We start from the raw sequence: 12,382 nt of genomic DNA on the forward strand, positions 1-12,382 counted from the left end.
CTGACGAGTCTTCCTATGATGCGCCGATGGAAGTCACATTGGTCTGTTTCGAAGCTGCGGCATTCCCGCGGAAATCTCAGGATCGTTACGATCATTCTGATTCCTCGTCAGCTTCTCGAAAGCTTCGGCTCTTAGCGAGGACTTGTTTATCCAGGTCAGGCGTTAGCTCCTCATATCCGCCAGGAGAATGGGATGGATCCGTTCAACCACCTCAACCCATCCGAGATCCCGGATGTCGGGCGGACGTACGACGAGGGCCTGCAACAGCAGCAGGCAGACCAAGCAGCGTTTCAGCAGCAGCTGAACGAGTTGCATCCGCGTGAGCTTCCAACTCCGCTCCCCAATTCAAATCGACGCCGCCCCCCTTATGCCGGGTCGAACAGAGATGCGGATCCTTTGGAAATGCCGCATGAGGATCGCGTTGGACAAGGCCCCTCGCGGCTGACCTCGGATCCGCCCTCCCACTCTGAACAAGGGATCAATCAGCATGTGCTTTTTGCGACCGCAGATCGCGATAGCCAATTGTCAGACGGCAGTTTCAGTCTGACGGATAGTTGGCACGACATGGATGCAGCTGCCGATTGGCGGACGCATCAGGTCGATCAAGAGCAGCATTGGTGGGCGGGAACCGATGATGTGGTGGCGGAGTGGCGAGCTATCCCGGCAAGTCCCTGGGAGCAAAATCTCGCAGCATCGGTCCTTGCCCGGCAGCCCCGGCCGGGCGATGGAAATACTGGAGGCCGGCGGCTCCCCGCGGCCGCGGCGCAGTGGACCGAAGCCTCGCACGGCACGGGGACCTCCACCCCAGCCCCTGCCGGCGATCTGACGAACCTTGACGCCCCAGTCCTCCAGGAAGCGCGACTCGACCGGATCCTAGACATCTGGGTTGGCGACGAGGGGCAGACGGAAGATGAGGACCGGCAAGAGGCGGCAACACGAATAAGAGCCTGGGCAGAAGCCGGCGACGTCTATACCCGGCTGGACCTGCCCGACCTGGGTTTGACGACATTGCCCGCCGCCTTTCCTCCCGCCCTGCAGTCGCTGGACGTGAGCCACAACGAGCTGGTGCACCTGCCTGACACCCTCCCGGCCGGACTCCGGACGCTCACCGCCAAAGGCAACCGGTTGACCAGCCTGCCCAACGCCCTCCCAACGCAACTCCAATCACTCGAAATCGGCAGCAACCGGCTGAGCAGCCTGCCCGAAACCCTTCCGGAGGGACTATTGACGCTCGCCGTCGGCAGCTGCCGGCTGACCAGCCTGCCGGACCTCCTGCCGGCCGGGCTCCAGGACCTCGATGTCCGCGGCAACCTGCTGACCAGCCTGCCCGATGCCCTCCCGAGCGGTCTTCAGTTGCTTGCTGTCGGCGGCAACCGGCTGACCAACCTTCCGGATAGCCTCCCCCTGAACTCCAGGAGCTCGAGGCCGATGGCAACCGGCTGAGCAGGCTGCCCGACACTCTCCCCGCCGAGCTCAAGTTGCTTTTCGCGCGCGACAACCATCTAAGTAGCCTGCCCGAGACCCTCCCTTCGGAGCTTCAGAGACTACACGTCAGCGGTAATAGGCTCACGAGCTTGTGCGAGACCCTCCCGGCTGAGCTCTGGGTGCTTGAGGCACGCGGCAACCGGCTGACGAGCCTTCCGGAAGCCCTGCTGACCCAGCTGGGTTCTGAGTGCATGGTTTATGTAGATGATAATCCGCTGTCCGAGCGGGTACGGACGAATCTGGCGACAGCGCTGAATGCCCCAGGCTATAGCGGTCCGCGGGTCTTCTTCTCGATGAATGAGGCAACGCCAGGCGATTCACCGCGCCCCCTGAGTGAGGCGGTGGCCGACTGGATGGAGGGCGAGCCGGAGGTGATCGCCGCATGGCAGAACTTCGCCGGCGAGGCGGGCGCGTCGGAATATGCGCTTTTCCTCGAACCGGCTGCAGAGCACCGTGAATAGCGGCAACCCGGAATTTAGGAAAGCAGTAGCCGATGATCTGCGGCAGGCGGCGATCAGGCCGGGGTTGCGCCAGCAGTATTTCCAGCTGGCGTTTGGGGCGAGCGAGACCTGCCAAGATCGCATCACCCTGACCTGGAACAGCATGCAGACAGCACGCGTGAACGCTGATGTCGAGGAGGGGGCCTATGACAACCGTCTCGGCGAACTCGTCGACCAGGCGCGGGTCCTGTTCCGCCTGGGGGCGCTCGAACCGATCGCCCGTCAGAAGGTCGGCTCGCTCCAATTCGTCGACGAAATCGAGGTCTATCTTGCTTATCAAGTCAAGCTACGCCAGCGGCTGGACCTGCAGCTCATCGCTCCGGACATGCGGTTCTTTGATGTCTCCTACGTCACTGAGGACGATCTCACCGCGGCTGAGACGCAGGTGCGCAATGAGGAGGCCGCTGGTTTCGCTGATTATCTGGCGACGCGATGGCACCCCTGGGAGACGGTGGTGAGCCGGATCGCTCCCGAAGCCCATGCACAGATGCAGGACCGGCTCATCGAGGCGATGGACGAGCAGTTCCAGAGCCGCCTCGAGCAACGGCTCGCCGATCATGATCTGACCGGAAACAGCGATGCCGAGCTCCAGTTCGGAGCAACGATCCGCGACGAGATCGCCTGTGAGATCAAGGGCGCCCTGATGCGCCAAGTGCTGGCTGACCACGCCCTTGAGCTGTGAAGCGGTCATCAAATTGCGAAGGGCTGCAAACGGAGGTACGCGATGGCGTTCGCCCCCGCAGCGTTCGCGCCGACCGCTGCCGATTACCTGATCTTGTCACGCGGCATTTTTTCTCGTCCGCCGTTGCTTACCTTTGCAGCGCTTCTGACCTGACCATGCCTCCCCGTTGGTCGAGCATAACGCATTCGTTTTCAGCGTGTGAAAACCCACAAGACATTGAGGAGTAGCTCAGCCGATCTTACGCGGGCGCTCTTGTGTCGACAGGGCCAGCCCGATCAATATTTCGCAGTTCCTGCTTCAGCGAATTGCACAAAGCCTCTAGTCGGCATTGCGTCCGATCGCGCGCTCAATGCGTTCGCGCATCGCCGGATCGATATCTTTGGCGCCAAGCAAATCTGGCGGCGGCGTCTCCTGCACTTGAAGAGCGGGTCTATCCCAACGAGCGCAACCGCCGAGCCCCAAAATAACGAGGAAAGCCGAACACAAGAATAGACAAAATGGACCAAAGCGCGACCGGACGGCGTTTTGACGTGAATTCATGCGGTCCTTCTCAGATCGATTGCTGGGCCGATTTGTCGGCTGCAGCGATCATGTTACGAGGTTGCTCCAACGGAGCATTGTTCTTCGCAGCAGTCAGTGTGATTGATCCAACGGGCTGGATTGTGAAGTCGGGGGCAAGCTCCTGATAGGATAGAACAGGAAGATCGATCCCATTGCGGGTGAGAAAACCGCGGACAAAGCGCCGTACATCCATCGAAGCAAGGATAACTGGGCGGGCCTGACCTCGAACCATGTTCGAATGGATCTGACGCACTCTTGAAAGCAGCGCCTCGCTTTGACCGTCCGTCAAAGTCAGGTAGGGTCCTTTGGGCGTATCGCGCACAGCGCCGCGAACAACCTCCTCGGTTTGCCGTTCGATGATAAAGACGGGCACGACACGGTGTGCGTTGGCATGGCGGTGGCAAATCTGCCGCTTCAGGCCCGAGCGAACATATTCAGTGAGCAAGACGACGTTTTGCTCTCGTCCGCTCCATTCAGCCAATGCTTCCAAGACCAGCCTTGTATTGCGGATCGGAATTCCCTCCTCCAGCAGGCGCCGCAGGACGTTGGCTATCTTGGGGATTGGCGTCGTACGCAACACCTCCTTCACCAGATCTGAATATTCGATCTCCATTCGAGCCAGCAATTGACGCGTCTCCTGAATACCCACTAAGCACGGGGCATGGCGGGTCAACGCCGAATTAACGCGCAAGGCCAGGATCTCAATTGGACGGCGATACCCGATGCCGGCCGCTTTGAGGGCCGATTGATTGCTTTGTTCGATCCAGATTCTGTCCGTCTCCGCCTCATGCCGGAATGGGATGCCGCTTAATTCAATGTTGGCCAGATCATCGTTGAGCACGAGCTGCGTTGGATCAATATAATCCTGATCGACCGGCACGCCCTCGACATCCACCCTGAACACCAACTTCGGCAAGCGCTCGTCGACCTCGACGGGGATGCGCGGAATCGTGATGCCTAGATCTGTTGAGACCGATCCGCAAACCCGTGCAATGTGCTGCTGCAATTCGTCCCTGTCGATCGCCTGTATCAGACTGGGTGCGAGGAATAACGCAACGGGAAGCGCTTCCGCCGGCACCGTTTGCTTGTGAGGCTGTGCGGGAACCGGACTAGAGACATCAGCGTCTTTCTTGGCGCTTTGGACCACACCGTCGGCAAAGCTCGCTGCCGCAAAGACCGCGGCCAAGACGAAAAAGACCGGCAACGGGAAACCCGGGATGATCCCCATGACAACCAAGACGCAGGCGGCCAGTCGCAAGGCGTGAGCATTGGCGGTGAGCTGGTTGACGATATCGCTACCAAGGTTGAGCTGGGTAGATCCATTTACGCGAGTGATGATCGTTCCGGCTGTAATCGAGAGCAGTAGCGATGGAATTTGCGAAATAAGCGCATCACCTATCGTCAGCAGGGTATATTGATGCAACGCCTCCGCGAAAGACATTCCCCTGGAGAGCACGCCGATGGTGATCCCGGCCAGCATGTTGATGCAGATGACCACCAACCCTGCGATGGCGTCACCCTTCACGAATTTCATGGCGCCGTCCATGGCCCCGTAGAGCTGGCTTTCTTTCTCCAATGCAGCGCGCCGACCGCGGGCCTCCTTCTGATCGATATGACCGTTGCGCAGCTCCGCATCGATCCCCATCTGCTTGCCTGGCAGGGCATCGAGCGTGAAGCGCGCCGCCACCTCCGCCACGCGTTCAGCGCCCTTGGCGACGACGATGAATTGCACCATGGTTACGACTAGAAAGATGACAATGCCGACGACGATATTCCCCGATATGACAAAGTCACCGAACGTGTGAATGATGCTGCCGGCATCCCCATCAGCCAGGATCAGCCGCGTCGTCGAGATGGTGAGCGCCAGACGGAATACCGTGGAAATCAGAATGACGCTCGGCAAGGACGAGAAATCGAGCGGGGTGCTGATGTAAAGAGCAACCATCAGCAGCAGTATGGCGATGCCCAGATTGAAGCCGATGAGCGTATCGATCGCTACAAGCGGGATCGGCATGATCATCATGCTGACCGTCAGAAGCAGCATCAACGCAACCATCAGGTCGGAGTTGGCCGACGCGCGCGCAATGATGCTACGCAGGACGTTGGTCATGGAGTCCCTCTGATGGTTGTGTGATAAGAACTGTGCCAACGCGCAACGAAACATAGTCTTGGAAGACGGCGCGCGCCTCGTCCATACGGCCTGCTCGCCGCAGGGCATGGCTCCGTAACAGCATCAAATGGGTGCGCGAAGACGGCTCGTCATCAAGTGTATCCAGTCTGTCCAGAATTCGCAGCGCTTGATCGCCGAGGCCCTCCGAGATGAGGGCGTAGGCGAGAATCCGCAGCAGATCGACGTCTCGCGAGTTGTCGCGGACGATCAGCTGCAACAGAGCAACGCATTCTGCGCCCTGCCCACATGCAAGATGGAGATAGGAAAGTGCGCAGACCAAATCGCGCTCTTGCCCGGAACTCAGCGACACGTTAGCGGCATTGGAAACGTCCGTCGCCGGCTGCTGCGCTTCATCACAGGTGACCATGGCTAGGCTTCGATCAAGCTGTTCCGGTTCTGCCGGAGCAGGATCAGCCACTGCAGTGCTTGCCGCAGCACGACGATACCTTCGCCCGCGATCGAATCCGCAGGCGCGGCCGAGAGCTTAAGAGCAAGACTTTCCAGAAGAACACCGTACCGCTCTGCCCGCAGCATGTCCGGATGGCGCAGCCGAGGTGTGACGAAGGCGAGCAGATCATGCGCAATATCGCTCTCGTGGCGCGGCGTCAGCCCCTCGACATCATTGCCGCGGGTGCGCATCTTGCTGAGACTGACGCGCCCGACTGCATCAATATCTTTGGCCTCCGATAGGGCGTTGATCGTCACATCGAGCGGCAAATGCGACGCGTTCAGCTCCCGCCAGATCGACGCCTGCTGATTCTCATCATTTGCGGGAGTACCGTCGATCTTGGTCTTGCTGAGGTCGATTACCGGTGCACGGTCCTCGTTGAGTCTCTGCGAAACAGTGCCAGGCCCGACATCATGGCGGGACAGCTTTGACATGGGCTCTCCAATTTTCCTTCGCGCTAATAGGGAACGGCGGCAAACCGGCCATTTCGACTTAGCAGCACGCGCCCTTCCTCGATTCGATCAACCGACCATCCGTCAGCCAACAGAGCACCGACGAAATATTTCTGCCCGCCGATAAGCAAATAGGGCTGGATTCCGTGCCAAACAGCTTCGAGAGCGATTGGAGAAGGCGGCTTGTCCTCCTTGACCCGCACTCCGTTCACCAAGGTTAGCGCGCCATCAGTACGACGATCGAACCATTGCTGGAGTTCCTGCCATTTCACAACTGTTGCAGGAGTGACTGTTCCCTCAGCACTGACAAAACCCGGGCCCGAACCGATCCTGATGTCGAGCAGGCCGGCCTTATCAACCTCCTGTTTCAACATTTCGGCTGTGTCCTGGGCACGCCGCTCATCAGGTCGGTTCGGAATGCGCTTTTGTACAGTCTCGGCTGCGGGCGCCGCACTGGCGCTTGGTGCACCTCCGCCGCCTTTGGATAAAGCGGTCGTCAGAGCACCAATACCGAAAATGCCGAGCAACACGATGGCCAGCGCCGAGATCGACAAGCGCGATCGGCTGATCGAACCGGCCTCGACCGCATTTTGCATCGACCAGCGAATAGACATCGTGCCCGCGTGGACAACGGCCGGAAGAGAACGAACAACGCGCTCACCTGCGCCAACATCCCCCTCGCCCTCGATAGTGCCTATGGGTGCAAGGGCCTCGATCTCGATCGAGTTACCAACGAGGGTGACACGAAGGTGATGCGGCTCAAGCCCTTGTTCGACGAAGATCATATCTGCGTCGACGCCACTGCCGATAAGGCTCGTCCCGGCAGCCGCTTTTCCGCTCAGCCCGGCATAAACTCCCGACAGCACCTCGAAGTGGAAGGAGGCAGCCTCATTCACGGACAATCCTCAAAACCTAGGGGGAGCACGGCAGGCATTGCCGTACAGTGCATTCGAAGACCGTCACTACTCACGGCGCGCGCCATCGCCGCCACGACTGGAAAAGCGGGGCGAGGACACGCCCCGCTTCCAGGCTTACCCGTTGGCGCGCTCGCTCGCCGCCTTCTTTTCACTCGAGAGCTCGGTCGACAGGGCGCGCAAGCGCATGTCCTGCACCATGGATTGCAGGTTGACGGCCTTCAACTGCGTGATCAGCGCCTCGTAAGTTGCCGCCCCCGACCTGATCAATTACGGCACCAGCTCCTGATGCGGCGGTAGACGTCGTGGTACCACCACCACCGGAACCTGAGGCCTTGTTGTCAGCCTTGTTGTCAGTCTTGGTATCGGCGGTGTCACCACCATGAGAACCAGAACCACCTACTTTGTTGACCATATCGCTTCACCTTCCTTTGAATTGCCGCCACTGCTGGCGACGGTCCCTGACGTCGCGATTCGGCGTCAGGCATCTTCTTCTGTTTCAGCCACCGTTTCGTGAAGATTTGCCATGTTTCGCTCCATACTCTGCACCGCGACCATGGCAAGAACCGAACCAAAAGCTGATTCGAATTCTCGACGCTGATCCACGGACTGCGAAGCGTCACTATCAAGATTGGTGTGAACCACACTTTCGATTGCGCCGGCCATCTGCTGCCTCTCACTTCGGTTTCATCAGAAAGGTGGCATCGCCACCGAGTGACCCACATTGCTCACGCTAGCGGGATTAGCTGTCGAGAAGCTGACGGATTCGACAACGATCTCTATATCAGGACCAACATCAACCTGAGGCGAGAGGGCGGCTTCACGGGTACATGCCGGGCTGCACCGAAGGAGTTCTCGACCGCGTGAACCTAATTTTACAACATCTCCTACTCAGCACCAGACAGTCCTGGCGCCCCGTCCACCACACTTCCATCGCACCCGTTGGATCAGACGCTCAATCGTGCGATGGCAAGGCACAGGCAAAACCGCGCGCTGCTCGAAATGCCGCCGCGGAACTCGGCGGTGATGGCGCTTCGCGGCTTCGCGACGATTTTCATTTGCGATGACTGGAAGCTCCTCCAAACCCATCAGGACAGTGTCGTGTTGCGCGCACTGGGCCGGAGATGACATTACTGGGTCGGAGATGACAGCTATGAGCACGCCGGCGCCTCTCCAAGATAAATCGAAGTTGACCGCGATTGGCTCAACCTGAGCCTTTCAAACTCGTCAGCTTCTCGAAAGGTCGGCCCCCTAGTCTGGCATGACCGCGTCGTTCTTGCGATCGCCGATGTCACCGATTGACCACAATGGAAATGAACTCAGATGCAGCTCAATAGCTTTTCACTGCCCGCCAGTGTGGATCCAGCTCAGTTTGGACTTGTACCGGGGACTTCGTCGGCGTTGCGACCATCCGACCAGATCGGGGAAGGCAAACCTTCGATCTTCGAGGCGATGTTGTCCGTCAGTTCGGGGCAAGAGAAATCCGATGTCCCCTCCACGTCAACGGATCCGCTGCAGCCCGAGCTGCCGGTGCCGCAGGACCCATTGGACCAGCTGCCAGCGGATGTGAAGGCGGCGATCGAGGCATTGGAGAAGACTCGCTTCCTTCTTCCTCAGCCAACTCCTCTTCCGTCGACGAATCGGCCCCGGCTGCGTCTGCTGCCGCACCTGAGGTCGCGACCGCTCCGGTAGCAAGCTCGAGGATCACATGGAATGGCGGCACGCTGACCAATTCCGAGCTGGAGATCGTCGCAGTGCTGAACCGGCACAAGGACCAATGCCCGCTGAGCTGGGATTCGTTGGCAGAAAAGGCCGACGACCCCTCGACGCCACCGGATCTGAAGGAAGCGATCAACAAATTGCGGCAGGACCCGGAGCTCTTCTATGCGATCGGCTCCCAGGGCGACGGCCGCTGCGGGGGCAAGATCAAGGCGAATGATCTGTCCGAGTTCTCTGCCAGCCACTCACAGGTTGCTGCATTCCAGGAGCGGCAGGCGCACAGCTACGAGCAGAACTACATTTCATCCGACGGTGCCGGAAATGGACAACCGTCGGCCATGACCGCGAATGATGCATTGCGCGAACTCTACCGGTATTCTGATTACCTGCCTAAGAATCTCAGTCTGGACGATTTCAAGAGGATCGTCGACGGCAACGCCAAGACCGGCAAGTGTCCGCCCCAGGTGATCGCGGCGGCTCAATATTTCCTCGACCATACCGACGCCTGGAAGCAGTTGTACGGTGGCGCGATTGATAAAGTCCATAAAGAGGATTTCCTGCAAGTCGCTTCATCGTCGATGAACCTGACACAGAGCGAACTCGACACGCTCGACACGATCAACAAGAATCAATCCGCATTCTTCGGGAAAGGCGACCTGACACGAGAGAAGCTGTCGAGCATGGCGGACGACAAGAGTCTCGATCCGGACGTACGCCAAGCAGCGTCACAGCTGCTTTCGGACCCGCTGTTGTTTGGGTTACTGAACAATTCGATCACCGGCTACAAGACCCATCATAAGATCACCGACTTCGGCGGCGGGCATACGGTCGATTCCGGTAACATAAGCAACAACGACTTCACGCACTTCTACGGCAACATGTCGACTGCGAACCGTACCGTTCAGCAGACCAAGACCCATGTCCCGACGACCGCCGCCGAAAAACGCGCGGTTGCGGACATGATGATGGGGGTGGACGACCAACCCGATATCAAATCTGCGAAAAAGAATGGCGGAGCCATCATGCATGTGGTCGACGACGTGCTCAAGGTAGGCACGAAGGTGCTTGATTTAGCGGCCACGGCGGTCGGCGTGCTCGGCTTCATTCCCGCCTTGGGCGAAGTGGCCGACGCCATATCGATGGTACTCGAGTTGGAGTTCGCAAGCAGCGAACCTTCTTCACACAGCCATTAGCGGGGGCGATATGAAGAAGGCGCTGAAAGAGGTCGGCATCAATCTTGCGGCGCAGGCCGTTGGCTGTATCTCCGGGCCCGAGGTCAAGTTGGCGCTGCGCGAAGGTCTCGCAAAGAAGGTTCTGGAAGAGGCCGCAACCAGGGGGATCGACCTGTCGGTCTCGCAGGCGCAATCCTATGCCCAGAACTGATTTGGACGACCTGAAGGCCCGCCTTGAGACCGGACCCATGCAAGCCGCAGCTGTTCCGAGCTAGGTCGCCGCGAGGCCTCGTCCTGGAAGCTGACAGGCGAGTTGCGCTGACAGCCTGCGGCTTGGAGTTCGCCCATTGCATGACAGAGGCGCGCAAGATTTGACGCTGCATGCGAACGCGCGCGCTGCATAAGACCGCGCGTTTGAGACCTCGTCTCGTCACCGCGAGGTCGCCCCTTCGCGAGCCGCAGAAGCACCAGGCGTCGCCCAGGCACTTGCGGCGCCACTGCGAGGATCGTGTCATCTTCCTTAGGCGACAGCACCATCGCATGCGCAAATTCTGTAAAAGCCCAGAGGCAGCTTCTCAAGACCAAGCTGACTGGGCGCGCGATGCGCTCGGTTGCAGCCGGCGCTGATTGTGCGACCCGAAGTAGCGCCGCTCAAAGCGCAGGATGAGCGCTAGCCGTGTCTGCGGCGAACGAAAGGAAGACGATCTTGAAGGCCTAGACCTAGATCTTGAGCGGTCTTCCCGACCTAGCCATCTCGCCAAGCGGACAGCGGTCTAGAGTTTCGACAAGACATGATGCCATATCAGGCGACAGAGGCGGCTCGTCATGAGACCGCCCTGCGACCAGCTCTTGGACTGATATCCGAGCCGTCGGGATGGGCCTGTGCAGCTCTGTCCCGAGGCAAATGCGAGCGGCTCGCTCGCGATTTGCACAAGCCCTCGAGCCTTGCTGCCCGCGCGGAGATCTCCTGTTCCGGCGCTTTGTGCAGCAAGGCTGGGGGGATGGATATAGTTGTTCGCCCTTACGGAACGAGCTGATCGCCTGCCGCCTGCAGGGCCGACCTCAGTTTATTTTTTGTGTGGTGATGGTCGTCAACTGCCGCCCGTTGGGGTTCCTGTAACGATTGGCGAGGCTTTCAAGCAATCCTTCCATCTCGTCTGGTTGAGCAGTAAACTCTCCATAATTCGGATCGAAGAGTGTCGTCCTTCCATCCAGCGTTGCCGTTGCAACGACGTGTGAGCCGCCGTCGGCGAAATACAAACTGAGCAAATATTTCGATCCGCCGTCGGTGATTTTCCTCACCATGCGCAAGAGGCTCGAACGCTCGCCGAATTCGTATACCTTCTCCTTTCCGGATGGATCCAAATTTGCTTCCCGAAAAACGCGGTTTTGTGCCTCAATGTCTGCCTGAGAAGCTCCTGCTCCCCGCCCTCGCAACTCTCTCTTGAAGTCTATATACCGCTCCTGGCGCACAGCCGCTGAGTCATGCATTCGCGATCCGGGTGCTAGCGCATCCATTCGAGTTGATGGACTGTGGCTGAGAATGCCGAGCCACTCCGCAGCTAATCCGACGCAGATGCCGTCCACATTGGCTTGATGCAATTCGGCCGTCCGGTATTGGAACACTGAGTTGCTCGGCCTCGCCGGAGAGGACGTGCTGGGATTGTGTGGATCGGTGGCCTGGGGTGTGCTGACGCAACATCCCATTTTGTCGGGCAATTCTCCAGGTGGCAGCCTCGTCCGCGGCCTACGATTTTGCCTGTTTGTGCCAAATGGAAGCCTTTCGAATTCTATGATAGGAGGCTCGGAAACGATCGAGCGCGGCCGTGTTGGCCCCGGAGACGAATTCGCATGTGGATCTGTCATCGATCTGGACGACACACCCGCAAGAATCTGTCGAAAGCTGTCGCTGTCCACCGGCTCACTAGCTTCGTGAGTTTGGCTCGGACGTGTGGATGGTCCACCGATTCGATTATGCATGGCGATGCTCGCTTCCCTTTGGCGTGGGTCTCTTCGCAGTGGGTAAGGCGGTGCTGTGAATGATACCCAGACAAGCTGATGAGAAGCTGACGGGCAGGCGTTGCCCAGCTTAGCGAGCATGACGAAGACGGCAACGTTTTCGGCCAGCGAGCGCGACGATGGCCATCCTGGCAGGCAGTCTGCCCGTTCTAGCAGGTGCTTGCGCGTACCAGGCGATGGCGCATGTCCGCTAGACCAGGTTGGCGACGGATCGTGGATAGAAGGAAGCAGGAATGCGCTGCGCTTGTCTTGCCGAAAGA

The 12,382-nt window shown here is 59.1% G+C and carries 14 protein-coding genes; 6 read left to right on the forward strand and 8 right to left on the reverse strand.

Annotated elements, in window-relative coordinates:
- Positions 1-192 precede the first annotated feature (192 nt).
- From ACSKB9_RS14685 to ACSKB9_RS14695, 3 genes are all read left to right on the forward strand, one after another.
- Positions 193-1,443 (forward strand): hypothetical protein, encoded by a 1,251-nt coding sequence (locus ACSKB9_RS14685; protein WP_438073989.1) that lies wholly within the window; start codon positions 193-195, stop codon positions 1,441-1,443.
- Positions 1,444-1,604: 161 nt separating this feature from the next.
- Positions 1,605-1,946 carry a hypothetical protein gene (locus ACSKB9_RS14690; protein WP_438073991.1) on the forward strand — a complete coding sequence of 114 codons (342 nt, stop codon included), beginning with the start codon at positions 1,605-1,607 and terminating at the stop codon, positions 1,944-1,946.
- Complete coding sequence (locus ACSKB9_RS14695) at positions 1,939-2,667, forward strand: NEL-type E3 ubiquitin ligase domain-containing protein (RefSeq protein ID WP_438073993.1); 729 nt, start codon at positions 1,939-1,941, stop codon at positions 2,665-2,667. Before ACSKB9_RS14690 ends, ACSKB9_RS14695 begins: the two co-directional genes overlap by 8 nt.
- 318 nt (positions 2,668-2,985) lie before the next feature.
- Here ACSKB9_RS14695 and ACSKB9_RS14700 read toward each other — a convergent pair whose 3' ends face one another.
- The 7 genes from ACSKB9_RS14700 to ACSKB9_RS14730 all read right to left on the reverse strand — a co-directional run bounded on the left by ACSKB9_RS14700 (position 2,986) and on the right by ACSKB9_RS14730 (position 7,878).
- A complete protein-coding gene (locus ACSKB9_RS14700; protein ID WP_411782088.1) occupies positions 2,986-3,207 on the reverse strand; it encodes a hypothetical protein in 222 nt (73 codons plus the stop codon).
- Between the two features lie 10 nt (positions 3,208-3,217).
- Positions 3,218-5,338 carry a type III secretion system export apparatus subunit SctV gene (gene sctV / locus ACSKB9_RS14705; protein ID WP_438073995.1) on the reverse strand — a complete coding sequence of 707 codons (2,121 nt, stop codon included), beginning with the start codon at positions 5,336-5,338 and terminating at the stop codon, positions 3,218-3,220.
- Positions 5,319-5,765, reverse strand: coding sequence for a histidine kinase (locus ACSKB9_RS14710; RefSeq protein WP_438073997.1), 447 nt, complete (start codon positions 5,763-5,765; stop codon positions 5,319-5,321). Before ACSKB9_RS14710 ends, sctV begins: the two co-directional genes overlap by 20 nt.
- A gap of 2 nt (positions 5,766-5,767) precedes the next feature.
- On the reverse strand, positions 5,768-6,280 hold the full coding sequence (locus ACSKB9_RS14715) for a hypothetical protein (protein WP_438073998.1): 513 nt from the start codon (positions 6,278-6,280) through the stop codon (positions 5,768-5,770).
- A gap of 23 nt (positions 6,281-6,303) precedes the next feature.
- Positions 6,304-7,194: a SctD/MshK family protein gene (locus ACSKB9_RS14720; protein ID WP_411782084.1), complete on the reverse strand. Its 891-nt coding sequence runs from the start codon at positions 7,192-7,194 to the stop codon at positions 6,304-6,306.
- A 135-nt stretch (positions 7,195-7,329) separates the two neighbouring features.
- Positions 7,330-7,482, reverse strand: coding sequence for a hypothetical protein (locus ACSKB9_RS14725; RefSeq protein WP_438074000.1), 153 nt, complete (start codon positions 7,480-7,482; stop codon positions 7,330-7,332).
- Between the two features lie 210 nt (positions 7,483-7,692).
- The gene (locus ACSKB9_RS14730; RefSeq protein WP_411782082.1) at positions 7,693-7,878 is read right to left on the reverse strand and encodes a hypothetical protein; all 186 of its coding nucleotides are present in this window, start codon (positions 7,876-7,878) and stop codon (positions 7,693-7,695) included.
- 657 nt (positions 7,879-8,535) lie between these two features.
- Between ACSKB9_RS14730 and ACSKB9_RS14735 the strand changes: the two genes are divergently transcribed.
- From ACSKB9_RS14735 to ACSKB9_RS14745, 3 genes are all read left to right on the forward strand, one after another.
- Positions 8,536-8,904: a hypothetical protein gene (locus tag ACSKB9_RS14735; protein ID WP_438074002.1), complete on the forward strand. Its 369-nt coding sequence runs from the start codon at positions 8,536-8,538 to the stop codon at positions 8,902-8,904.
- A 62-nt stretch (positions 8,905-8,966) separates the two neighbouring features.
- Positions 8,967-10,124: an HrpF/NolX family T3SS translocon protein gene (locus ACSKB9_RS14740; protein WP_438074004.1), complete on the forward strand. Its 1,158-nt coding sequence runs from the start codon at positions 8,967-8,969 to the stop codon at positions 10,122-10,124.
- 10 nt (positions 10,125-10,134) lie between these two features.
- Positions 10,135-10,314 (forward strand): HrpF/NolX family T3SS translocon protein, encoded by a 180-nt coding sequence (locus tag ACSKB9_RS14745; protein ID WP_438074006.1) that lies wholly within the window; start codon positions 10,135-10,137, stop codon positions 10,312-10,314.
- A gap of 851 nt (positions 10,315-11,165) precedes the next feature.
- On the opposite strand, the gene ACSKB9_RS14750 is transcribed toward ACSKB9_RS14745, so the two are convergent.
- Positions 11,166-12,203 carry a YopT-type cysteine protease domain-containing protein gene (locus tag ACSKB9_RS14750; RefSeq protein WP_438074008.1) on the reverse strand — a complete coding sequence of 346 codons (1,038 nt, stop codon included), beginning with the start codon at positions 12,201-12,203 and terminating at the stop codon, positions 11,166-11,168.
- Positions 12,204-12,382: the final 179 nt, after the last annotated feature.

The sequence above is a fragment of the Bradyrhizobium sp. BR 1433 genome (assembly GCF_051547665.1).
GTDB lineage: Bacteria > Pseudomonadota > Alphaproteobacteria > Rhizobiales > Xanthobacteraceae > Bradyrhizobium > Bradyrhizobium australafricanum.